This window comes from Micromonospora sp. ATCC 39149 (assembly GCF_000158815.1).
Lineage (GTDB): Bacteria > Actinomycetota > Actinomycetes > Mycobacteriales > Micromonosporaceae > Micromonospora.
This window is the reverse complement of the sequence record NZ_GG657738.1, coordinates 3,324,113-3,349,024: the sequence shown is the minus strand read 5'-3', so window position 1 is coordinate 3,349,024 and position 24,912 is coordinate 3,324,113. Positions and strand designations below refer to the sequence as shown.

Annotated in this window: 12 protein-coding genes and 2 tRNA genes; 9 read left to right on the top strand and 5 right to left on the bottom strand. The window is 69.3% G+C overall.

Annotation, left to right across the window (positions count from 1 at the left end):
* Positions 1-513 precede the first annotated feature (513 nt).
* Positions 514-1,047: a YbhB/YbcL family Raf kinase inhibitor-like protein gene (locus tag MCAG_RS14140; protein ID WP_007073662.1), complete on the top strand. Its 534-nt coding sequence runs from the start codon at positions 514-516 to the stop codon at positions 1,045-1,047.
* 112 nt (positions 1,048-1,159) lie between these two features.
* Here the strand turns inward: MCAG_RS14140 and MCAG_RS14135 are convergent, their stop codons facing one another.
* Positions 1,160-1,870 (bottom strand): class I SAM-dependent methyltransferase, encoded by a 711-nt coding sequence (locus MCAG_RS14135; RefSeq protein ID WP_007073661.1) that lies wholly within the window; start codon positions 1,868-1,870, stop codon positions 1,160-1,162.
* Between the two features lie 304 nt (positions 1,871-2,174).
* On the opposite strand from MCAG_RS14135, the gene MCAG_RS14130 reads away from it, so the two are divergent.
* A complete protein-coding gene (locus MCAG_RS14130; protein ID WP_232290388.1) occupies positions 2,175-3,887 on the top strand; it encodes a hypothetical protein in 1,713 nt (570 codons plus the stop codon).
* A 119-nt stretch (positions 3,888-4,006) separates the two neighbouring features.
* Here the strand turns inward: MCAG_RS14130 and MCAG_RS14125 are convergent, their stop codons facing one another.
* Positions 4,007-4,789, bottom strand: coding sequence for an IucA/IucC family C-terminal-domain containing protein (locus MCAG_RS14125; protein ID WP_007073659.1), 783 nt, complete (start codon positions 4,787-4,789; stop codon positions 4,007-4,009).
* A gap of 337 nt (positions 4,790-5,126) precedes the next feature.
* On the opposite strand from MCAG_RS14125, the gene MCAG_RS14120 reads away from it, so the two are divergent.
* A complete protein-coding gene (locus tag MCAG_RS14120; protein WP_007073658.1) occupies positions 5,127-6,656 on the top strand; it encodes a peptide deformylase in 1,530 nt (509 codons plus the stop codon).
* A gap of 164 nt (positions 6,657-6,820) precedes the next feature.
* On the opposite strand, the gene MCAG_RS14115 is transcribed toward MCAG_RS14120, so the two are convergent.
* Positions 6,821-7,939, bottom strand: a complete 1,119-nt coding sequence (locus tag MCAG_RS14115) for a globin domain-containing protein (protein WP_036373388.1) — start codon at positions 7,937-7,939, stop codon at positions 6,821-6,823.
* Positions 7,940-8,099: 160 nt separating this feature from the next.
* Between MCAG_RS14115 and MCAG_RS14110 the strand changes: the two genes are divergently transcribed.
* The gene (locus tag MCAG_RS14110) at positions 8,100-8,873 is read left to right on the top strand and encodes a CPBP family intramembrane glutamic endopeptidase (protein ID WP_007073656.1); all 774 of its coding nucleotides are present in this window, start codon (positions 8,100-8,102) and stop codon (positions 8,871-8,873) included.
* On the opposite strand, the gene MCAG_RS14105 is transcribed toward MCAG_RS14110, so the two are convergent.
* Complete coding sequence (locus MCAG_RS14105; RefSeq protein ID WP_232290167.1) at positions 8,860-9,618, bottom strand: hypothetical protein; 759 nt, start codon at positions 9,616-9,618, stop codon at positions 8,860-8,862. The genes MCAG_RS14110 and MCAG_RS14105 overlap by 14 nt on opposite strands.
* Positions 9,619-10,699: 1,081 nt before the next feature.
* On the opposite strand from MCAG_RS14105, the gene MCAG_RS14100 reads away from it, so the two are divergent.
* Positions 10,700-10,790 (top strand) — tRNA-Ser (locus MCAG_RS14100).
* A gap of 35 nt (positions 10,791-10,825) precedes the next feature.
* Positions 10,826-10,898 (top strand) — tRNA-Arg (locus MCAG_RS14095).
* A 101-nt stretch (positions 10,899-10,999) separates the two neighbouring features.
* Here MCAG_RS14095 and MCAG_RS14090 read toward each other — a convergent pair.
* Positions 11,000-12,232 (bottom strand): tyrosine-type recombinase/integrase, encoded by a 1,233-nt coding sequence (locus MCAG_RS14090; RefSeq protein ID WP_232290166.1) that lies wholly within the window; start codon positions 12,230-12,232, stop codon positions 11,000-11,002.
* Positions 12,233-13,455: 1,223 nt separating this feature from the next.
* On the opposite strand from MCAG_RS14090, the gene MCAG_RS14085 reads away from it, so the two are divergent.
* The 3 genes from MCAG_RS14085 to MCAG_RS30810 all read left to right on the top strand — a co-directional run bounded on the left by MCAG_RS14085 (position 13,456) and on the right by MCAG_RS30810 (position 24,878).
* Positions 13,456-17,481, top strand: a complete 4,026-nt coding sequence (locus MCAG_RS14085; RefSeq protein ID WP_198141566.1) for a LamG-like jellyroll fold domain-containing protein — start codon at positions 13,456-13,458, stop codon at positions 17,479-17,481.
* 102 nt (positions 17,482-17,583) lie between these two features.
* On the top strand, positions 17,584-24,528 hold the full coding sequence (locus tag MCAG_RS35735) for an RHS repeat-associated core domain-containing protein (protein WP_157548063.1): 6,945 nt from the start codon (positions 17,584-17,586) through the stop codon (positions 24,526-24,528).
* Positions 24,525-24,878, top strand: coding sequence for an Imm8 family immunity protein (locus MCAG_RS30810; RefSeq protein WP_157548061.1), 354 nt, complete (start codon positions 24,525-24,527; stop codon positions 24,876-24,878). The genes MCAG_RS35735 and MCAG_RS30810 overlap by 4 nt, the downstream gene beginning before the upstream one ends.
* Positions 24,879-24,912 lie beyond the last annotated feature (34 nt).

The following is a 24,912-nucleotide window of genomic DNA, read 5'->3' as shown; positions in this document are numbered from 1 at the left end:
TGTGGGTTCAGTTGGCTGAACCACCCAGGCGGTCCCCCGCGTTCGTGGATGCGCGGCCCGGCCCCAGGGGCTGACCATGAGCCGACCCCCGCCCGCCCCAACCGCCTGCAAGACAAGCGGCCACCGGCACACCGAGCTAGCAGGTGAGGCCGAGGTCTGTCCGGCGCAGTCGGATCCGAAGAGAGCACTCTCGATCCGCGGGTCTACCGAGGCTTCGCTGTACAGCCAGGCCGGTCGACGGACACAGTCCGGTGCCGACGTGAACCGACGCGGCGAGCAGGGCAGCGTCGGTGACCGACGCCGGTACGCAGTCTTGATCCTTGCAAGGCAGGGAGGCGCGGCGGTGCTTGAGCAGCAACGCGGGCCGCAGCAGTCGCAGCCTCGCAGTCCTGGCTATCGAATCCCACAACCTCTGCCACGTTCGGCAGCATGGCCGGTGGTGGTCGATTGACCGTGCGGGTCGGGGTAAGAAGGAGGCGCAGAAGAACCGCGCCAACCGGAAGGACCACCCGGATGTCCCTGGAACGACCGATCGCCCCGGACCCGTACGAGCTGCTGCCCACCGTTGCTTCGTTCACTCTGACCAGTGACGACGTGCACAATGGCGAGCCGATGGACGCCCGGTACGCCCACGGCAGCGTCGGCGGCGAGAACGTCTCGCCCCAACTCGCCTGGTCGGACTTCCCCGCCGAGACGAAGAGTTTCGTGGTCACCTGCTTCGACCCGGACGCGCCGACCGGCAGCGGCTTCTGGCACTGGGTGCTGGTCGACGTGCCCGCCTCGGTGACGGAGCTGCCCCAGGGCGTCAAGGAGGCCGACCTCGGCGGCGCGTTCAGCGTCCGCAACGACTACGGCGACACCGGGTTCGGTGGGGCCGCCCCGCCGGCCGGTGACCGCCCCCACCGGTACGTCTTCGCCGTGCACGCCGTCGACGTCGAGCGCCTCGGAGTCGGTCCGGGCGCGAGCTGCGCGTACGTCGGTTTCAACCTGGCCTTCCACACCCTGGCCCGCGCGGTCATCCGCCCCACGTACCAGGTCAGGGGCTGACCCCGTCCCACCACTTCCGCGATCTTGTACTTACGGCCCGTTGTTCACGCCTTTGCCGGCTCAGCGGGGGCCGCAAGTGCAAGATCGCGAAGGGAGGGGGAGGGGGAGGGGGTCAGGCGGGGACTCGGGCTACGGCGAAGACGGACTGGCCGAAGGGGGGACGGACCAGTTGTTCGGCGGCCTTGGTGGCGGGGAGGACCAGGGTGTCGTAGACCTTGACCATCGGGCCCTCCTTCGGCATCAGCCGGAATACCTTGGTCGCCATGAAGTAGCCGATCAGGCCGAGCGCGTTCGCGTAGTGGATCTTCTCCACGGTCATCCCGGCCTCGGTCATCGCGGCGGCCAGGGTCTTCTTCGTGTACCGGCGGACGTGGCCGGTGGCGATGTCCGCCGGGCTCATCGCGAACTGGAACGCCGGCACGATGATGATCACGTTCCCGCCCGGCCGGACCAGGTCGCGCATGCTGCGCAGCGCGCCCACGTGGTCCTCGATGTGCTCCAGCACGTTGTACGAGACGGCGGCGCTGTAGTCGCCGCGCTCGGAGTGCGGCAGCAGCATCTGCCGTACCTCGATGGCGGGCTGCTCGGCGAGGCGCTCCTTCAGCGCGACCAGCCGATCCGGGTCGGCCTCGGTGGCCGTGAAGCGGGGGAGGTGCGCCGACCACTCCAGGGCATAGTCGCCCAGTCCGCTGCCGATCTCGATGGGGTTGTCGCCGAGGTGTGGGATGGCCAGTTCGACGAACCACCTGCGGTGGTTGACCGCCGTCGCGAGCCCTTCGAGGACCTCGGACTGGACTCGCTGATCCCCAGTGATATCTGCCATGCGTCGATTCCTCACGGTGTGACTCGACCTGCCCCGGGACCGACAGAGTGAACCATCCGAGGCGGACGGCGGGGAAATCGGGGCACCGTGGTGGCCGAATTGTGGTCGGGGGTGGGCACGAGATCGGCGGTCGGCGAACCCGGCACATAGTACGCCAGTCCCCCGAAACATGTCACGTCAGTGCCATACCCTGACTACTCTACGAATTGTTATGACTACTCCTCAACCGGGCCATCCCGGTGGCGAGGCTGGGCGGGGCGATGCCGAGGCGGCCCGGCGGGGGTGGTGGGTCGACGTCGCCGCCATGCTCAGCTTCGCGCTGATCGCCCTCTGGGTGACCGTCCGGTTCTGGGTGAACCCGGGGCACGGCGTCCGGGACAACCGGTCGGATCAGGCGCTCTTCGAATGGATGATGGCGCACGGCGCGCGGGTGGTGACCGATTTCGCCTACCCGTTCGGCTCGGACCGAATGAACGTGCCGGACGGCGTCAATCTGATGGCCAACACATCCGTATTGTCCATTTCGCTGCCAATGGCGCCTATCACCGTCCTGTTCGGGCCGCGTACCGCATTCCTGGTCTTTCTCACCGGCGGCATGATCGCCACCGGGACCGCCTGGTATCTCGTGCTCTCCCGGGCGCTGATCGGATCCCGGGGACCGGCCTGGCTCGGGGCCGGATTCTGCGCCTTCGCGCCCGCGATGGTCTCGCACGCCAACGCCCACCCCAACATCGTCAGCCAGTTCGTGGTGCCGCTGGTCGTCTGGCGCACCCTGCGTCTGGCGGACGGGGGCCGGTGGCTGCGCAACGGCGTACTGCTCGGCCTGGTGATCGTCTGGCAGGCGTTCATCAACCTGGAGATCCTGCTGATGACCGCGATCGGGCTCGGCGTGGTGGTCGGCGCGCTGGCCCTGGGCCGGGCCGACCTGCGCCGGCAGGCCCGACCGTTCCTCGCCGGTCTCGCGGTCGCCGCCCTCCTCGCCGGCCTGGCCCTGGCGTACCCGCTCTACGTGCAGTTCTTTGGCCCCGGCGCGTACGAGGGGCTGTCCCGGCTGATCCGCGGCTACCGCACCGACCTGGCCGCGTTCACCGCGTTCGCCCGCGAGTCGATCGCGGGAGATCCGAAAGCCAACCTCAAGCTGGTGAAGAACCCCACCGAGGAGAACGGCTTCTTCGGCTGGCCGCTGGTGGTGCTGGTGGGCGCGGTCGTGTGGTGGCTGCGGCGCAGCCCGGCGGTGCTCGGCCTCGCGGTGCTCGGCCTGCTCTTCGCCGTGCTCTCGCTGGGCCGCGAGATCCAGTTCGAGGGCCGGGCCACCGGGATCGCCGGCCCCTGGGCCGCGCTGGAGAACCTGCCGATCCTGCACTCCGTGGTGCCGACCCGGTGGGCGCTGGCGACCGTACCGATCGTCGGGGTGCTGCTCGCGCTTGGCGCGGATCACGCCCGCCGGCTCGCCAGGGAGTACCCCGCCGCCCGGCCGCAGATCCGCTTCGCCACCGCCACCGTGCTGACCATGGCCCTGCTCCCCGCGTTCCCCACCCCGCTGCCGTCGGTTCGCCTCGATCCCGTGCCCGCGTTCGTCAGCTCCGGCGCCTGGCGTCCGTACGTGGCCGGCGGGCGCAGCGTGGTGGCCCTGCCGCTGCCCGACACCGACTATCCCGACCCGCTGCGCTGGTCGGCGGCCACCGGGCTGGATCTGCCGCTGGCGCGCGGCTACTTCCTCGGGCCGGACACCCGCCCCCGGGCGCCGGAGGGGCGGATCGCCCTGTTCACCGCCCCGCCCCGCCCCACCAGCAGCTTCTTCATCGTTATCCGGCGCACTGGGCAGGTGCCCCGGGTCACCCCGCTGGCCCGGGTGAACGCCGTGAAAGACCTGCGCTACTGGCGGGCGGGGGTGGTGGTGCTCGGCCCGCACGAGCATGCCGACGCGCTGCGCCGAGGCATGACCGAGCTGACCGGCATCCGTCCGACGTACACCGGCGGGGCCTGGGTGTGGGATGTCCGTCCGTTGACGGGCTGAGCCGGGGCCGCAAACGGCCCGGCCGGGCGGAGGCCCGAGCCGGGGCTGCGTGGCGTGGTGGGCCCGAGGGACGTGGGCCCGCGGCGGTGCTGGCGGGCGGCGGTGGGGTGCCCGGCCGGTCAGGCGGCGCGGAGACAGCAGCCCTGGCAGACCTTCGGCCGGGGCAGCGTGAAGGCCAGGCAGCAGGTGCGGCGCTGGACCGTCGGCTCGCCGGTCGGACCGGGCACCAGCTCGACCAGGTCGCTCAGGCCGAGCGCGCCGAGCAGCGTCTCCACGTGCCGGGCCGCGGGGCCGGGCAGCGCGTCGGCCGCCCGCAGGACGCCGTGCGCGATGCCAGAGGCGACCGAGCCGAGCAGCGTACGGGTGCCGATGCGGACCTCGGACTGGATTGCGGCGACCAGCGGGGCGAGGTGGGCGTCGAGCAGCGAGGCGCGGAGCGCGGCCAGCAGCGCGGCCTCGTCGGCGACGACCCTTGTCTCGGGAAACCCGGCCAGGGCCAGCGGGTCGCTGGGCAGCACCGCGACGGTGGTCGACCGGCGCAACCCGAGGGTGACCAGCGGACGGTGGTCCTCGAAGTGGATCAGCACGTCGGCGGGGTCGAGCAGCGGGACCCGGCGGGCCGCCGCCCAACCGAGGACGGCCGGCAGGGCGGCCCAGTAGCTGTACGACTTCCAGGCCAGGGCGGCGCAGGCGTGCGGGGTGCCGCCCCAGCGCAGCGCGGCGGCGGACAGCAGCTCGGGCAGCCGGGTGCCGTCGACGAGGGTGGTGGCCGGGGCCCAGCCGCACCGGTCGTCGGTCACCAGCAGGCCCGGTGCGAGGCCGGGCACGTCGTCGGTGCCGAACATGGCGCGCAGGGTGGCGGTCACCGGGGCGAGCGGCGTGGCGGCCTCCCGCGTGGGCATCACCGCAGTCACCCGATCTCCCCCCGCCCCTGGTCTTCCCACCGGAACCTCGAACCGGTGAGCTAAGGCTAGCCTAACTGCTGCCTCTGAGTAAGGGGGGAGCTTCGCCTGGCTGCGGTCGGGAGGCTCCGATCACTCCGGCGGCCCGCGGGTCGATAGGCGGCCGCGCCGCGTACTACCCGGTCGAGGACTGCGGAAACGCGCGGCTCGGGTGTCGGGTCGCGAAATTATTGACGTTTATGGACGAGTTGTCAAGGTAAATGTCGGCAATGTGCCATTTCTGTGCGCGTTCACGTACTGAACGTGAAACTAATACTCCCCGGCGTTGAGGAAGCTGATGACGACCTCTCCCATCGAGCGGGCCGCCGAGTCGTTCGCGGTCGAACTCGCCCGGTACCGGACCGAGCGGGGCCTGTCCAAGAAGCAGTTGGCCACGCTGATGGGCTTCGACCCGTCCTACGTCAGCCACGTCGAGGGGCGCCGGCACCGGCCGACCGAGGACTTCGCCCGCCGGGCGGAGGCCGTCCTGGAGGCCAGCGGCACGATCTGGCAGCGCTTCCGGGAGTACGACGAACTGCGGCACGGCCGCTCCGCCACCCCCCTGCGGGACCACCCCGCCCCCGGCCAGTGGATGCCCCCCGGGACCGGGCTCATCGTGGAGCGCGAACGGGCGGTCCTCACCTACACCGGCGACGCCTACCACTGCGTCATCCGCCGGGAGCTCTACAACGCCGGCACCGAACCGGTCACCCGCTACCTCGTCCGGGTCGCCGTCGACCGGTACCCCAACGACCCGGGCCGGTCGAACCGGCACCACCGGGATCACCCGCTCACCTTCGCCGAGCTGCACCTGCGGGCGTACCGGGACGACGGTGGGCAGCCCGAGCCGATGCACTGGCGGGCCAAGCACGACCGGGACGCGTTCAAGGAGATCTGGCTGCTCTTCGAGAACGACGAGGGCCGGTTCCCGCTCTACCCCGGCGACCGGGTCACCATCGAGTACGCGTACCGGGTCGGCCGGGAGAAGTGGGGCCCCTGGTTCCAGCGCGCCGTACGCCTGCCCACCCGGCACCTGGAGGTGCGGCTGGACCTCCCCGCGGAGCTGGACCCCCTGGTCTGGGGGTTGGAGACCTCGCTCTCGGCGGAGGAGGGGCCGCTGCGCCGCCCGGTCGTCCGGCACGACCGGGCCGATCGGGCCGTCTTCGACTGGGCCACCGAGGACCCGCCGCTCAACGCCCGGTACCGGCTGCAATGGCGGTTCCGCAGCCGCCCGCCCGAATCCGCCCCTGGCGGCCCGGCCGGCGGCGTCCGGGCACGGGCCAGCGACCGGATGCGCGGCCTCGGCATCGTCCAGCGCGGCGCGGACCTGCTCCGTCAGCCCAGCCGCCAGTTCGACCTGCCCGCCGAGGCGGGGGTCGCCCGGGAAGTGGTCGACCGGCTCGGTTCGGCGCTGGTCCGCCTCGACGAGCTGCATCCGTTCAGCAAGGGGGTCGGCATCGCGGCCACGCAACTCGGCCTCGCCTGGGCCGCCGCCGTCGTACGCCCGCCGGACCGTGCCGCCGAGCCGGTGGTGCTGCTCAACCCCCGGGTCGTCGACTCGTCCCCGGACACCGACGAGCAGTACGAGGGCTGCCTCTCCTTCTTCGACCACCGCGGGCTGGTGCCCCGGTCGCTGCGCATCGACGTGGAACACGCGCAGTGGGACGGCGGTCGCCTCATCACCTCGTTCGAGTTCGCCATGGCCCGTCTCGTGGCGCATGAGATCGACCACCTGGAGGGCCGCCTGTACGTCGACCGGATGACGCCCGGCGTGCCGCTGGTGCCCGTCGAGGAGTACCGCGAGACCGGCACCCCCTGGCGGTACTGAGCGCAGAGGTGGACCGGGTCGCGTGCCCCAGGGGGCGGGGGCACGCGACCCGGTCCTTTTCGGGGGGAGGAAAGCCTTCGCGACTGCCCGGACGACGCGGCCGGACAACTAACCGGACGACTAACCGGACGGCGCGGCCGGGGAGGCGCTCGGTGCCGGTCGGTCTAGAGCTCGCCGAAGGTGTCGTACCGGATGTTCGGCGGCGGGACCTCGTCCTCGGCGAGGGCCCGCAGGGTCGACCGGACCATTCGGGCCGAGCCCGAGACGTAGCAGTCGTGGGTGGTCCACGGGCCGTAGCGGGTGATCACCTCGGAGATGTCGCCCCGTTCGCCGTCGAAGTCCGGGTCGTCGCAGCACGCCGCCGTCACCGAGAGCCAGGGGTGGGCCTCCACCAACTCGCGGAGCTGGGCCAGCCCGTACAGGTCGGCGGCGTGTCGGGCCCCGTAGAAGACGTGCACCCAGCGGGTCCGGTTCCAGCCGGTCAGCTCTTCCACCAACGCCTTGACCGGGGCCAGCCCCACCCCGCCGGCGACGCAGAGCACGTCCCGCTCGGAGGAACGGTCCAGGACCATCGAGCCCATCGGCGCGGCGACGCGAAGGAGGTCACCCGGTTTCGTGCGGCGGACCAGAGCCCCGGAGACCCAGCCCGCCCCCCGCGGCGTACGAACGTGGAACTCCAGCACGTTGTCGTCGTTCGGCGCGTTCGCCACCGAGTACGTCCGCCACACCCGGGGCAGGTGGCGGGGCACCTCGACGCTGACGTACTGCCCGGCCTGCCACCGCAGCGGGTGCTGGAGGGCGCGCACGGTCAGCACGGCGGTGTCCCGCCCGTGCCGCTCGTGGGTCAACACCTCCGCGTGCCAGAACGGCGGGTTGTCGTCCGCCGCCGCCCCGGCCAGCATCCTTGCCGAGATGGCCCCGTACGCGTCCCGCCACGCCTGGTCGTACTCCAGGTTCCAGCCGTCGCCGGCAGTGCTACGCAGCGCGTCCAGCAGCGCGACGCCCATCGTCTCGTAGTGCGCCGCGTCGACGTGGTACTTCCGGTGGTCCCGGCCGAGGGAGCGCAGGTATTCGTCGAAGCTCTCCGGATCGTCCACCACCTGGGTGGCCGTGACGATCGCGTCCAGGACGCGGTCACCCTGGCCGGCCATCTCGACCGGGAAGAGCTGACGCAGCGCGGGGTCGAGGAGGAAGAGCCGGGCGTAGAAGTGACCGCTCAGCCGGTCCCGGTCCTCCTCGACCAGGGTCCAGCTCTCCTTCAGCAACCGCGCGACATGGTCCACGGGGGCGCTCCTCCTCCTGGCGGCGGATCGGGCTGACGGCGGATCGGGCACCCATAGAATGTCCACGGAGCGTGCCTGTCGATCGCACAGAATGTGCGATCAGCTCATACCGGCTCGTCGGCCGTGTCCGCACCGCGCGTCGGTCGGGCACAGTGGTGCGGTGACCGTTGAGGAGCTCACCCGCCCGGTGTCCCGCCGGGTCCTCGGCACGGAGACGCTGCTGGTGCTCGGGCTGTCGCTCGGGCAGTCGGCCGTCTACGCACTCGTGTCGATCATCGCGAAGCTGACCGCCGACGGACCGCTGTCGAAGCAGACCGCCGCGCTGAACACCTCCCAGTCGGCCCGGCCCTGGCTCGACCTGACGTACCAGCTACTCGGCATCGTCTTCGCGCTGCTGCCGGTGCTGCTCGCCGTACACCTGCTGGCGCGCGACCCCGGCGATCCCGTCCGTACCCTCGGGGTGGACCTGCGCCGGCCCGGCGCCGACCTGGCCCGGGGTGCCGGCCTCGCGGCGCTCATCGGCCTGCCCGGCCTCGCCCTGTTCTGGGCCGCCGCCCAGCTCGGCGTCAACGCCACCCTCGTCCCCGCCGGCCTACCGGAGGTCTGGTGGGCCGTTCCGGTGTTGATCCTCGCCGCGGCGCAGAACGCCGTGCTGGAGGAGGTGATCGTCGTCGGCTACCTGGTCACCCGGCTCCGCCAGCTCCAGTGGCGGCTCGGCGCGGTGCTCGCGGCGAGCGCCGTACTGCGCGGCTCCTACCACCTCTACCAGGGTTTCGGCGCGTTCGTCGGCAACGCCGTGATGGGCGTCGTGTTCGGCCTTTTCTACCTTCGCACCAAGCGGGTGATGCCGCTGATCGTCGCGCACACCCTGCTCGACGTGGTCGCCTTCGTCGGTTACGCGCTCCTGCCGAAGTCCTGGTTCAGCTGGCTCTGACCGGGGCCGAGGTCAGGGCCGGGCGGTAGGCGGCGACCGCCCGGGCCGCCAGCCGTTCGGCGGCGGCCGAGTCGCCCGCCGCGGCGGCCAGCGCCGCCGCCCCCGGCAGCAGCCGGGACGCCACCCGCAGCCCCAGCCACCCGCCGGCCTGCGCGGTCAGCGGCGCGGCCAACCGCCAGGCCCCCTCCGCGACCCGGGACCACGGCACCTCGGCCGGCTCGGTCGCTCCCCAGGTCCCGGTCGCCCCTTCCGTTGTCTCCGCCGTCGCCCCCTCCGCCCCCTCCGCCGGGTCCGCCGTCGCCCTCCGCTCCGCTGCGGCCAGCGCCGCTCGGGCGCTCTGGGCATCCGGGTGCACCCGGGTCAACACCAGCAGCTCCACCGCCCGGTCCGGGTCGGCCGGGTCCCGCCCGTAGGCCGCCGCCAGGTGCAACACCAGGTTGGCCTGCGTCCACAGCACCACCGCCAGCTCCGCGACCGGCGCGAAGAGTCCCGCCAGCGCGGCGGCGGCCCCACCCGTCCCGGCCAGGCGGACGAACCGCCGGGTCGCGAGCCGCGCCAACCCGTCGGGCACCGCGTCGGGGTAGGCGGCGCGATGCCAGGAGACCCAGTCGCGGGCGCGCGGCCCGAGCGTCCGCACGGCGGCGAGGGCGAGCAGCTCTGGAGCGAAGCCCGGCTGGTCGAGCACCCGCACGGCCGTCGCCCGCAGGCCCCCATCGGAGGTACGCGCCGACGCCGCCCCCGGCATCCGTCCGCCTGCTCCGGCGTCCGCCGCCGGGCCCGGGGCCGGCCCGGTCGCCTGCGGCGCGGGCATAGGCCCGGGCGGGGTGGCGGTGGCTCCCTCCGGTTCTTCCTTTCCCGGCGTGGTTCGCTGCGGCTCGCCCTTCCTCGGGGAGGCCTTCCTCGGCGTGGCGGTCTTCCTGGCCGGCGTGGCGGTCTTCCTGGCCGGCGTGGCGGTCTTCCTGGCCGGCATGGCCCTGGCGGTTTCGACGGCCTTGACGGCCTTGTCGGTCTTGCTTGCCTTGTCGGGCTCCGTCAGCTCTACGGGTTCGGTGGCCGGGGCGGTCTGCGCTGCCTGCTCGACCGGCGCCGCCTTGCGGGCGGGGGCCTTCCGGGGCGCCCGTGCCCGGGGTGCCCGCCTGACGGCGGTACCGTCAGTCTCAGGCGTATCAGGAGTCTTCTCCTCAGCGGCGACGCTCGGATCGAATGTCTCGGCGGCGGTGCCGGGCTCGGGTGCCCCGGCGGGGACGCTCCCAGCGGCGGCCGGCCTGGCCGCTTTCGCCTCGGCGGGCCCGGCCGGCGCCTCCTCGGTGCCAAGGTGTGCCTGATCACGTCGCCGAGCCGTACCCCTGAACGGCTCGCGCGGCTCCGACGCGGCAGAGTGGATCAGGGCCGCCTGGGCCGGGACCGGCTTGGAACCCGGCGGCGACGATGCCGGTTGGTCGGGTTCGGGCGGCTGGAAGATCACAGTGGGAGCCACCCCGCCTCGGCGCGGCCGGGGCCGCGCGGCTTCCGGGGCGGGATCCTCGGCTTGGGCCGGTGCGGGATCAGGATCGACCGGCGGCGTGAAGGTCGCCCTCGGGGAACGGCGCCGCCGCGCGTTCTCACCAGGCTGTCGGTGGGACGGGTCGCTCGGGGACTGCTCCTCCATGTCGATGGAGCCTAGCCCTGATCCTCATGCCGCACAGGGGGAAATACCTGGGTGGGACGCGCCCGTCCGCACCATACCTGGCGGTCCTCCCTGCCCGGCCAGCCGCGTTGCGATAGTCGCTTTGCCCCGAAAGGGTGCGGACCTGTATCCTCGGGCGCGGTGGTCTACGGGCCACCTGGGAGACTTCGCCTAGTCTGGTCTATGGCGCCGCACTGCTAATGCGGTTGGGGTCTTAAAGCCCCTCCCGGGTTCGAATCCCGGAGTCTCCGCGCGAAAGCCGGTGTGTAGACTGGCCGAGCAGCAAGCGCCCGTAGCTCAACGGATAGAGCATCTGACTACGGATCAGAAGGTTAGGGGTTCGAGTCCCTTCGGGCGCACAAGATCGTAACGGGCCTGACCTGCGGAAACGCGGTCAGGCCCGTTGTCGTGTATGGCTAGTGTGGACGCTGGGTGTTACGTGGGCGCCACCCGGGTGTCGTCACTTTCCGTGACGATGCGAGGGTCGCGACTTTCTGATCTGAGGCTTTCTCCTCTTCGCTGCTGCCTTTCGGGTGGAGGTATCGGTCGCTGACCGGAGTTTGGGCCGGTTGCGGAGGCTCGCCTCGCGGATTGTGGCGCGGGTGCGATGGGCGGCGGCGAGGACGAGGTGGGCGGTGGCGTCGGCGCTGCGTCGGTGGGTCAGGGGCAGGACGCTGGTATAGGTGTCGGCGGTGACCAGAATGCTGGAGTGACCGAGCATGTCCTGCAGGGTCTTGAGGTCGGCGCCGGCTTCGTGGGCGAGGGATGCGGCCCCATGGCGTAGGTCGTGCAGTCGGACCGGGGGGACGCCGGTCCGCTTGATCAGGAGTCGGAACCGGCCGCTGGCGTAGCCAGGATGGAGAGGGCTGCCGTCTTTGCGGACGAATACGTAGCCGGAGTCGATCCAGGTCTTTCCGGTGGTCTCGCGGCGTGTCCGCTGCTCTTGTTGGCGCTTTCGGTGTTCGCGCAGGACGTGGAGGGTGCGTTTGTCGAGGGCGACTGGGCGGCGTCCGGCGGGGGTTTTCGGGTCGCCTTCGATGACCTGGTAGCCGGCGGTGGTGCGGTTGCGTTCGACGTAGAGCACACCGTGGTTGAGGTCGATCTCGGTCCAGCGCAGCCCGCACATCTCGCCGCGGCGCAGGCCGCGCAGTGCGGTGAGCCACCAGAACGCGAACAGGGGGTCGTCGGCTACGGCGTCGAGGAACGTGCCGAGTTGTTCGGCGGTCCACACCGCGACTGAGGGGTGCTCGCCGGAGGCATGCCAGGCGTTGATGCGGTCGTCGGTCCAGACTTGCGCGTGGGGTTTGCGGTAGCCGGCGACGGTGATGTGACGGGCCGGGTTGCCCTCGATGATGCCTTGTCTGACGGCGAGGTTGAGCGCGGCGCGCAGGGTGGTGCGCAGGTGCTGCATCGCGGAGGCGGATTGGGGCAGCCCTTTGGTGTTGGTGGTCTGGGCGATCCGGTCGAAGACGGTGCGCAGCAGTCGGGCGTCGAGGTCGGCGAGGCGGTACTGACCGAGGTGGGGGATCAGGACGCGTTCGACGTCGCGGGTGTAGTGCAGCCGGGTGGTCGGCCGGATCCGGGTGTGCTGGTCGAGCCAATGGCGTAGCCACCGCTCGACGGTCCATCCGCTGGCGGTGCGCTGCGCCTCGGTCGCGGCCAGCCACTCGTCCCGCGCTTTGCGCGCCGCCACCTGCGATGGGTAGCCACCTCGGCGGACGCGCTCGGATTGGCCGAGAACGTTGCGAGCGGAGCAGTGGAAGTACCAGGTGCCGTGCTGCCGGTCGCCCAGGCTCGGGCAGCGCTGCTCCAACCGCCGACCGCCGTCGTCCCGGCATCCGCACCTCTTCAAGATCACACCTGATGTCATGCTGGCATCCCTTCTCGTGGACTCACCCTCTTTCATCGATGTCGTCTTTTTGCTGACGCGGATTCGCCAGCTGATGCTCGCCTGCTGTGTCTTCCGACCATCGGCCCGCCCGCCGGGGGAGAGTTAACGGTCGACGGCGGCTCGGCGGCCCGCGACCCTGGGCGGCCTGTCTCACGTTGGCCGGTTTCGTGCGTGAGTGGCGGAGGCGAAAGCGAGGCGCCCGAAACGTCCGCGCGCCCTGGCCGGGGAAGCCGAGTCATCTCTCTCTGCTGTTGTGTTGATCACATCCAGGTCAAGGGTTTCGCTACGACGCTTGCTCTGCGTGATGAGGGTGCCTCCTCGCTGTGGGGCGTACTGAGTCGCTCCATGTGATCGAGGCAGGTCGAAGCGGTTCGGAGGTGGCAGTCGCCTGTCGGACTGTGTGACTGCCTCGCCCAGTCAGGCGTTGTTACGCAAAGTCATGTTGTGGCTGCCGAGTGCGATTTCGACTACAGTCCCACATCAATTGATCGCCATGGGTGTCGGGGGGAGGCCCTGTGCTGGACGGTATGGGCAACTCGACACCCATCGGACTCGATGGGCACGGCAGGGGCTCCCCTGAGAAGGTAGGCCTGCTGTCTCGGCGCGGGGCGCTTGTGGCTTCGACGGTCGGGTGGTTGCTCCTGTCGACGGCGGCAGTGGCGGCGCCGACCGTTTTCGCTGCCTCGCCGGCGCGTGGGGCGTCTCCGTCGTGTAGCGGATCTGCGGTTTCCGAGGCCGAGGCGCTTGCTTCGGCGGCGGCGTGTGACATCCCGGTCGCGGTGGAATCCTCTCGTTCCGAGTACACGCAGGTGGTGGCGCAGCCGGATGGCCGGCTGTCGTTCGAGTCGGCGGTCGTGCCGCAGCGTGCGCGTCAGGAAGACGGTTCGTGGGCCGATGTCGATCTGACGTTGCAGGCGGACGGCGATGGCCTGGTCAGGCCGGCGGTCTCGGTTGCGGATGTGGCCTTCTCCGGGGGAGGAGCGGGCCCCCTGGTAACCCTGCGCCGCTCCGGTAAGACACTGCAGATGTCCTGGCCGGGCCCGTTGCCCGCCCCGGTCCTGTCCGGCGATGGGGCCACCTACCCGGGGGTCTTCCCGGACGTGGATCTCGTGGTCCACGCCACCCACACGGGATTCACGCACGTGTTGGTCGTGAAGTCTGCTCAGGCAGCGGCCAACCCGACCCTTCGCAAGATCACTCTGCCGGTGAGCGGTGACGTCGACCTTGAGGCACAGCCGGACGGGTCGCTCCAGGCCAGCGCCGGGGCGGCAGTGGTCGCTCGCACCGAGCCGGCGCGCATGTGGGACTCCACGGCCGGGTCGACCCTTCGCTCATCCGCCGCGCGCTCCTCGACGCTGGCGGCGGGTGATGCGGCGCTGACGGGTGAGGTGATCACCAACGTCACAGCGGGTGGAGATCTTGAGCTCATTCCCGATTCGGCGTTGCTCGACTCGGACGAGGTGACGTTTCCGTTGTTCATCGACCCGGCGTGGTCGGTGGCGGAGTCGAAGTGGGCTTATGCCACCAGCAACGGTTGCACCAACACCGACTACACGATGGCGCGGGTGGGTTACAGCCCGGAAGGGCCGTGTGTGGGGGCGAAGTTCCGCTCCTACTTCACGTTCCCGATGACCAACGGCACCGTGGCGCTGGGTGGTAAGCACATCGAGTCGGCGTACGTGCAGATGAAGCTGTACCACTCGTACTCGTGTGGTGACTCGCCCGCGCACATGTACCTGACGCCCGCGATCAACGCCACGATGAAGGCGTCGTGGTCGGGGATGACGTTGAAGAAGTGGCTCGACGCCACCGACGGGCACGCGAACAAGGCCGGTGGCTGTTCGGACTCGCCGCAGGACGACATGGTCATGAACTTCACCGGCTCGACGGTCACCAGCCAGGTCCAGACCGCCGCGACGGGTAACTGGAGCACCCTCACCGTGGGGTTCTGCGCCTGCAACGACGAGGGTCAGTACGAGTCTGACCTGGAACGGTGGAAGAAGTTCCGGCCGGCCAACGCGAAGCTGGTCGTGGACTACGACTCGAAACCGGGTAAGCCGAACAAGCTCCAGGTCGCTGAGGTGGACTGCCCCGTCGACGGGGTGACCGTCGGCACCACCACCCCGAAGTTCTCCGCCGTCTATCCCGATGGGGACACCGGACAGACACTGACGGGCACCTACGAGTGGATCGAGGTGCCGGCCGCCGGTATGGGCGCGGTGACGGACACGGTGCCTACCCGTAAGACACCGCCGGCTCCCGCTCCGGCCTCGGCGAACACCCGTGGCACGACTGCCCCGGTCACCGTGGTCACGGCCAAGAACTACGCGTTCCGGGTGAAGACCGTCGACCCCGCCCCGTACCAGATCTGGAGCGACGGCTGGTCCGCCTGGTGCCAGTTCTCCGTCGACACCTCCGTGCCGCCGCCACCCGACATCACGCCCCCCACCTTCACCCCACCGGACACGGGCCCCGGCCCGGGTGAACCCCTCACCGTGACGATCTCGACGACCGCAGCCGACGTCGCCAAGTTCCGGTACAGCTTCACCGGCCCGCCCGCCACCCTGTACGGCCTGCGCGCCTATCCCGGTGATGGAGTCGGCGGATTCTCGGCCACGTTCAGCGAGGCCGCATCGGCCTGGTACACCGACGGCACCGTCCTCAGCCCGGGCGACCTCTCCGGCGACGGCGAGCCCGACGTCGTGTTCCGCCGGCAGGAAACGGCCAGCCTCTACCTGGTCAGGGGCGACGGCGCGGGTGGCTTCCTGGGCTCACCCGAGTTCCTGGAAGGCTCGAACTGGTCCACCGCGCAGTACCTGTTCTCACCGGGTGACTTCACCGGCGACGGCGCACCCGACCTGCTCTACCGCGACGCCGCCACCCAGAACCTGTGGATGCGCCCCGGAGCGGTCGGCGGCGGCCTGCAGACCACCTCAGTGCAGATCGGCACCGGCTTCTCGACCGCCAACTGGATCTTCTCACCCGGTGACTTCAACGGCGACGGCAAGCCCGATGTGCTCTGGCGCAAGACCGACGGCACCTTCTACATGATCCGCGGCAACGGCACCGGCGGTTGGATCACCGGCATCTCGGAGAACATCGGCTCCGGCTGGGGCGGCGCCGCGCTGTTCGGCCGCGGCGACTTCTCCGGCGACGGCAAGACCGACGTCCTGGTGCGCCTCAACTCCACCGGCGAGGTGCGTCTGCACCGGGGCAACGGCACGGGCGGATGGTTGGACACTGTCGGCGTCACCAAGGGCACCATCCCACCGGGTGGAGGCGTCTTCACCCCGGGCGACTTCACCGGCGACGGCAAGCCGGACATCCTGGCCGCCGTAGCCGCCGCGCCGAGTTTCGGTGAGGTCCCCGCTGTCACCAGCCCCACCGATCCGACCGTCAAGACCGCCCAGGTGACCGTCCTTGCCTACAAGTACGGCAAGAACATCTTCTGGGCTCGAAGCATCGACGCCGTCGGGAACCTGGGCAACACCAGCTCGAAGGAGGTCGAGGTCGCGGAACCGTCGCGCCCGGTCGCGAGGTGGAGCATGGAAACCTACCCCGGGCACGACCAGACCGCGGCGTTGGCGGACAACCAACCCCTACTGGGCGACACCGACGCGGCCGGACCCCTGGCCAACGACACGCCGTTGACCACCAGCAACGTCAGCTGGGACAACGACGCCCGATTGATAGGCGGTCAGACCGCCGCCATGACGGGCACCGGGAAGCAGGCCCAGACCACCGGCCCGGTCGTAGACACCACCAAGTCGTTCAGCGTGGCCGCATGGGTGCGCGTCACCGACACCGGCACGACCTGCTGTAGGACCATCGTCTCCCAGGACGGCGCCGTCACCAACGGGTTCAACCTGTACTACGTCCCCAACCCGAAGCAGTGGGGATTCTCGATGTACAACGCGGACGGCACCAGCACGCAGGGAAACTTCGTCTTCGCCCCCGCGGTGGCGAACACCTGGACCCACCTGTCAGCGGTGTACGACGACGAACAGAAGCAGATGCGCCTCTACGTCAACGGCACCCTGGCCGGCACCACCAGCCACGACTCGACGTGGAACGCCACCGGAGCCCTCCACGTCGGCTACGCCAAGTGGGGCGCCGGCCAGAGCAACACCGGCCCCGGACAGATCGCCGACGTGCAGGTCTACAACCGCGTGCTGGTCAACCACGACTTCACCGGCCAGCTCGCCTCCGACCCCGACTCCGGTGGCGTTGACGAACCCGGAATCCTCGCCCCCACCGAAGTCGGCCGCTGGGACTTCGAGTGGGGAGCCCATCCCTGCTACATCACCGACCAGGCCGACACCTGTGACGCCCAGGACAGCACCCCGTTCGCCCGGTATCTGGCTCTCAGCCGCGGCAGTGGCATCGCCCGCGGCAACCGCGGCAACGGCCTGCAGCTGGACAACCGTTACTTCCCCGAAGAAGGGGAGAACAGCGAGGTCACGCAGGAAGCGGGCCGCTCGGCCGTCATCACCGGCGTGACGACGGACGAGGACGGCATCGACTACAACGTCTGGGCGAACACCCCCGTGCTGCGCACCGACCAGTCCTTCACCGTGTCGACCTGGGCACGAGTGGACCGCACCGACATCACCCAGACCGTCATCGCCCAGGACGGGGCCTCCCACAGCGGCTTCCTACTCCAATACGTCCCCGGTGCCACCGCCGACACCGGCACGTGGAAGTTCAGCATGCCCGCGAACGCCGGAGCCACCAACGCCGCCGACACCACCAGCGTCACCGCTGCGGCACCGGACCCCGGCACCTCCTGGCATCACCTCGTCGGTGTCCTCGACGCGCAGAAACGCGAGCTACGCCTGTATCTCGACGGCACGCTGGTCAGCACAGCGACGATGAAGACGGCCTGGAGCCCGTGGCAGGCCGCCGGACCACTGACGGTGGGACGCTCCATCGCCAACGGCACCACCACCGGCTGGCTCCACGGCGGAGTGGACGACATCTCCGTCTTCCAGGGAGCCCTCGCCCCAGCCCAGATCAACGCCCTGTACCAGACGCAGGTCGTCGAAAGCTAAGCAACCCACCACGCCTCAACCCGGGTGGGCGGATACGTGCTCACATCCGCCCACCCGGCACCCCCGCTCAACCCCTCTCGTCAGCAGGACGGTGGAGACACGATGCTCGACCTGACGTCACTGGTGATGCGCTCGAACCCAGTCGCGCGACGCCAGACCCGTATCACGCAGCTCCGCGTTCTGCTCTGCGGCGTGGTGGCCAGCTCACTGGTGAGCAGCGCCATGGTCGTCGGCGAGCCGGCCCAGGCCAAACCCACTCCACACCTCGCCGCGCAGACCTCCACCATCAACAGCCACGGAGGCCACGCCAAGGGCAAGGCATGGCCGCACACCATCCAGCGACGGGACGCGCTGCCCGCGCCGAAGTGGCCCGCACCCGCCACCGCCAGCGTCGCCCTGCCGGAACCGGACGCCCGCACCGCTGGACCGGTGCGCCTGGGGCAGTTGCCAGTACGAGTGGCACGCAGCTCAGATCCGACCGGCGATGCTGTCTCGTCGGTGACGGTCCAGATCCTCGACCGGGCCACCATCCCCGCGAGCCTGCGCGACGGCCTGCTGATGCGCGTCACCGGCGCGACCGCGGGCAAGCCCGGCAGGGCGGCCCTGTCGGTCGACTACACCGGCTTCCGCAACGCCTACGGCGGCGACTGGGCGTCCCGCCTCAAGCTGTGGCGGGTTCCCGCCTGCGCGCTGACCGACGGACAGAAGCCCGGATGCAGCGTCACCGCCCTGCGGTCATCGAACGACACCACAGCCGGCACCGTAACGGCGGAAGTGCCCGTCACCGCCGCCAACTCGGCCGCCGCCACGGACACCTTCATCGCCCTGTCCGCCGGATCCTCGGGCCCCTCCGGTGACTTCGGGGCCACGCCGTTGCAGGCGTCGTCGACGTGGTCGGCGGGCGGTTCGGCCGGCAACTTCTCCTGGTCCCAGCCCATCCGGGTGCCCCCGGCCATCGGTGGCCTCGCGCCGTCGATCAACGTCTCCTACTCGTCGGCGAGCGTGGACGGGCGGTCGTCGGTGACCAACAACCAGCCTTCCTGGATCGGGGAGGGCTTCGACTACTGGCCCGGCTACATCGAACGCCGCTACGTGCCCTGCCTCGACGACATGGCCGGCAGCGCCAACAACACCGTCAAGACCGGTGACCTGTGCTGGCGCTCCGACAACGCCATGATGTACCTCAACGGTCAAGGCGTCGAACTCGTCTACGAAGACGGCCGGGGATGGCACCCCCGCGAGGAGGACGGCTCCCTCATCCAGAAGGCGACCGGGGCCAGCAACGGCGACAACAACGGCGAGTACTGGAAGGTCACCACCTCCGACGGCATCCAGTACTACTTCGGCCAGCACAACCTGCCCGGGCAGAGCTCCGCCACCAACTCCACCTGGACCGTGCCCGTCGCCGGCAACCACACCGGTGAGCCCTGCCGACAAAGCACGTTCAGCTCGTCGTTCTGCGAGCAGGCCTGGCGGTGGAACCTCGACTACGTCATCGACACCCGCGGCAACACCCTGTCGTACTGGTACAACAAGGAAACCAACAAGTACGCCCGCAACATCGACGACAGCGACGATGCCTCCTACGTCCGCGGCGGAACCCTCGTCCGAGCCGACTACGGGACGTGGGACCGCGGTTCTGCCGACCGGTCCGTCACTCCTACGGCCCAGGTTCTCTTCACCACCGCAGACCGCTGCCTCAACTCCTGCTCCGTCGACGCCAACTGGCCCGACACCCCCAAGGACCAGGAGTGCGACGGCACCTCCTGCCCCGGCAAGTACTCACCGACCTTCTGGTCCACGAAACGCCTGACCAAGATCACCACAAGGGTCTGGGACACTACGAAGACCACCCCGGACTGGCAGAACGTCGACGCCTGGACCTTCACGCAGTCGTTCCCGCCGACCGGTGACGGCAGCGACCACGACGGCCTGTGGCTAGAGAAGATCACCCAGGAAGGGCTCGTCGGCACCACCGTGACCATGCCACCGGTCACGTTCACCCCTGTCTCGATGCCCAACCGGGTTTTGACCAGCAACAACACCAGCAACAACTGGCAGCGCATCGACTACCTCGTCACCGAGACCGGCGCGAAAATCGACATCGAGTACTCGCTGCCCGAGTGCACCGCCTCCAACCTGCCCTCGTCACCACAGAGCAACGACAAGCGCTGCTACCCGGCCCGCGTCATCGACCCCGACGATCCACAGGGCGAGGCACTGGTCAACGAGTGGTGGCACAAGTACGTCGTCAAGGCCATCTCCGAGTCCGACGTCCAACTGTCCAACGGCGCGGCCCCACCGAAGTTCACCTACTACGAATACGTCGGCGCGCCCGCCTGGCACTACTCCGACGACGACGGCCTCACCAAACCGAACCGCAAGACCTGGAACCAGTTCCGCGGCTACGCCACCGTCAAGACCCGAGTCGGTGACGTGCCCGGCGCGCAGACCCTCACCGAGACGCACTACCTGCGGGGCATGCACGGAGACCGGCTGACCTCCACCACCACCCGCACCGTCACCGTCCCCGCCTCACTGGGCTCCGAGACGGTGTACGACGAGGACCAGTTCACCGGCATGGTCCGCGAACAGATCGTCTACAACGGCACCGACACCAAGCCCGTGTCGAAGAAGGTCAACGTCCCCTGGCGCTCCCCGGCGACCGCCTCCCGGACCATCAACGGCGACACCGTCACCGCCCGCTTCGTCCGCACCCAGAAGACCTACAACGCCACCGCCCTCGGCGTCGACGGCAACCGAGGCTGGCGCACCACCAGCAGCCAAACCTGGTTCTCCGACACCTACGGCACGATCGACAAGACCCAGGACAACGGCCTCGACGCCGCCGGCGACGAGAAGTGCGAAACCCGCACCTACAACCGCAACGTCGGAGTAAACCTCATCACCGCCGTGAAGCGGTCCACCGTCACCGCACTACCCTGCGCCACCGCCCCCACCACCACCGCCCACATCATCTCCGACACTCGCAACTACTACGACGGCGCCACCAGCCCCGACACCGCGCCGACCACAGGAGCGATCACCAAGGTCGAACAGCTCAAGGACTGGACCGCCGGCAGTGGCACGACCTGGCAGACGACGACCCAGAACGCGTTCGACGCCTTCGGCCGGCTGACCTCCAGCACCGACATCAAGGGCAACGTCGTCAACACCTCCTACACCCCGGCCAGCGGCGGCCCCGTCACCGGCACCACCACCACCCGGCCGGCACCCTACAACTGGACCAGCACCACCGTTCTCAACCCGTACTGGGGCTCCACCACCAAGGTCACCGACTTCAACGGCCTGGTCACCGACGTCGCCTACGACGGCCTCGGCCGAGTCTGGCGGGTCTGGACCAGCGGCTGGGACAAGACCGCCCACGAGAACAACCCATCAGTCGAGTACACCTACCATTTCGCACCCAACCGCGACGCCTACCCCTACACCGCCTCGACAGCGCTCAACGCCGCCGGCGGCCACCGCACCACCTACCAACTCTTCGACGGTTTCCTGCGACCCCGCCAGACCCAGACCGCCGGAGCCCTGCCCAACGCGACCCTCGTCGACGACACCATCTACGACAAGCTCGGCCGCGCCGACACCCGCTACAACACCCACGTCGAGGCGGGCACCCCCTCCGGCTCCCTGTGGTGGAAACCCGAGTGGGCGGTGCCCTCACTCGTACGCACCATCTACGACAACGCCAACCGGGCCACGGCGGAGATCTTGCTGCACGGCGACGGCGTCACGAATCTCGTGGAGAAGTGGCGTGCCACCACCACCCACGAAGGTGACCTCACCACCGTCACACCACCCGACGGAGGCACGCCAACCACCACGCTCGTCGACGCCCAGGGCCGCACCGTGGAGCTGCGCGAGCACACCACCAGCCAAGGCGTCACCGGCCCCTACCAGTCGACCTGGTACACCTACAACGGCAAGGACCAGCTCACCACGGTCGCCGACCACGTCGGCAACACGTGGACCTACACTTTCGACGTCAAGGGCCGCCAAACCTCCGCGAAGGACCCGGACAAGGGAACCAGCACCAGCCAATACAACGACTACAACGAGCTGGAGAAGACGACCGACGCCCGAGGCGAGGTCCTCTGGTACGTCTACGACGCGCTCGGCCGCAAGACCGAACTCCGCGACGACTCCGCCACCGGGGCCCTGCGCGCCAAGTGGAAGTACGACCAGCTCTACACCGGTTCCACCGCCAAAGCGAAGAACCAACTGACCGAGTCCTACCGGTACGACCCACCAGGCTCGACGAACATCTACAAGTGGCAGGTCGGCGCCTTCAACCCCCGCGGCCAACCCAGCACCACCAACTACGTCATTCCCGCCGTCGAAGGAACCGGACTTGCCGGTACCTGGGCCTACGGCCACGGCTACTCACCCTACGACGGCACGCCCACTTACACCGGATACCCGAACAAGCCTAGCGGCAGCACCATCAACACCGGCCTACCCAACGAACAGGTCGAAACTCTCTACAACGCCACCACCGGCCTGCCCACCTCGCTGACGTCGACCAGCGCGGGCACCTACGTCACCCTGCAGACGTACACCGAGTTCGGCGAACCCAACATCACCACCCGCCAGACCTCCGGCGGCCTCTACGTCGAGGACGCCACCTACTACGACGACGTCACCCGCCGCGCCAACCGTGTCACCATCCAGCCCCAGACCGCCGCCGGGACCGTCGCCGACCGCCGCTACACCCCCGACGACGCCGGCAACATCACCACCATCACCGACACCCCCGCTATCGGCAGCAGCGAGACCCAGTGCTTCCGGTACGACACGCTGCGCCGCCTCACCTCCGCCTGGACCCCCACCGGCAGCACCCCCTGCAGCACCAACCCCACCACCGCCAACCTCGGCGGCCCCGCGCCCTACTGGCTCGACTGGACCTTCGACGCGGTCGGCAACCGCACCCAGGAGGTCTCCCACGGGGCCATCGCCAACACCCAACGCGTCTACACCCACCCCACCGGCGGCACCAACGTCGTACGCCCGCACGCCGTCACGAAGGTCACCACCACCGTCGGCAGCAATCCCGCCACCATCACCAACTACTCCTACGACAACGCCGGAAACACCACCTGCCGGCCCGTCGGCGCCGCCGCCAACACCTGCCCACCCGACGCCCAATCACAGAACCTCGCCTGGGACGCCGAAGGCCGCCTCGCCACCATCTCCGGCAACGCCCCCACCGCCGGCAGCAACATCTACGACGCCGACGGCAACCGCCTCATACGCCGCGACGCCACCGGCACCACCCTCTACCTCCCCGGCCAGGAGATCCGCCGCGAGAACACCACCGTCAGCGGCACCCGCTACTACAGCTTCGCCGGCCAGCTCATCGCCAGCCGCAACCCCAGCGGACTCACCTGGACCTACACCGACCACCAAGGCACCCAACTCACCGCCATCAACGCCACCACCCACGCCGTCACCACCCGACGGCAAGAGCCCTACGGCCGACCCCGCGGCAGCACACCCAACTGGCCCAACGCCCGTGGCTTCGTCGGCGGCGACCAGGACCCCACCGGACTCACCCATCTCAGCGCCCGCGAATACGACCCCACACTCGGCCGGTTCATCAGCGTCGACCCCGTCCAGGACCTCGCCAACCCACAGCAGTGGCACGGCTACTCCTACGCAGACAACAGCCCCGTCACCCTGTCAGACCCCAGCGGCCTCAAAGCCTGCTCCGACGACAACTGTCGACCCGGCTCCGACTACGACGACCTCTACGACGAGTACGTCGAGATCCCCGGCCACAACGACGGCTGCGACGGCTGCAGCGAGACCCACCAGCCCTCCGGGCACGTCAAGGTCGAGGTGCTGGCCAACCACTTGGCCACCCCCGTCCCCGGGGGCATCCCTGAATACGTAGTCTCCAGCGGCTACCGAGACGCCGACGGCGTCTTCACCTGGGGCGACGCATACGAGTGGGCCGCCCAAGACCCGGCCCACGGCTCCTACGCCTGCTACCACATGCTGAAGCTGTCAGAAGCCAGCTGCAACAGCATCTCCTGGAAATCGAACTCCGGAGGGCTGGCCGGCCTCGTCGCGGTAGCACTCGTAGCGGGAACTGCGGCCTGCGCTGTGGCAGGACCCGAATGCTGGGTAGCGGCAGGAGTCGCACTACGGGCTGTCGGTCCCGCACTGACCCGGCTCGCCGCTTCTCCCGGCGGCCGCGCTGCCACCAACGCTGCCGCCGGGGTGGGAGAATTCGCCGCAACCGGCAGCTGGCTTGGAGGCGCGGGCATCGGAACCCTCAGCGGATACGGGCTCGCCGCAGGCGCGCTGTGCAGCTTCGCCGGAAACACACCCGTCCTCCTCGCCGACGGCGAGACGAAACCCATCAGCGAACTAAAGGTCGGCGACCGCCTCGAAGCACAGGACCCCGAAACCGGCGAGGTAAGCCAGGAACCCGTCACCAACGTCTGGGTGCACGAAGACAACCTTCACCAACTGGACGTGGCCGGCGCATCGCTCACTACGACCGAGGACCACCCCTACTGGAACGCAACCGACCGCGAGTGGCAACCAGCAAGCGCCCTCGACTCCGGGGACCTTCTGCTGACCCGGTCAGGCCGAGAGGTGCCGACGCAGGGACTGAAGCGAGGAGAGGTCTCCAACGGACCGGCCTACAATCTGACCGTCGCCCGCCTGCACACGTACTATGTGCTCGCCGGCAACACCCCGGTGCTGGTACACAACACACCGTGCGGTACCGCCGACTGGGCAGTAGCGAGTGGAATCGTCCGCGATGCGGCGAAGAAGAAGGGGAACTACGGGCTAGGCGCCGCCACGTCAGCGCAGGCGAGACTGGCCGGTGAGGCATGGGTCGGCGAGGGATATACGACGCTGTCGAACGGCGCTTTGCTGAGTAAGGATAAATTGCGACAGTTCCGGCCGCCTTCGTGGAAAAATCCTCTACAAAAGACGCAAGCTAACTACGAATGGCGGTACAACCCCGGCGGACAGTTTCAATCCAACGGACACTTGGATATCATCGAATGAAAGCGGAAATTAGGCACATCGTAAGCCCTGATGTAGATATGGATCTGCCGGACCTTAGTTGTCCATCAGATTTCTGCGCACTGGTGCAGATGACTGTAGGGCCTAAGGGGGAGCTGAGTGGCGAATCCTTCGACATCGTTGTCTGCACTCCTGCCTGGATTGGTCGTCGAGTGGCAGAGCACGGGCCTCTCATTGGCCGCCATTACTTAATAGTTGAAAATTTCCAGCCAGAGGCCATCAAGCATTTCCTGTACCGTCAGATAGATTCGCTGGAGGGGTCAAGCTGGCTGGAGTTGGCAGCTAAAATTGGCCGAATTGGTAGATGGGAGTTTGAGGACTACGGTGAATAGAAGGCGCCGCCCGGTGCTTGCAGATTCAGAGTTG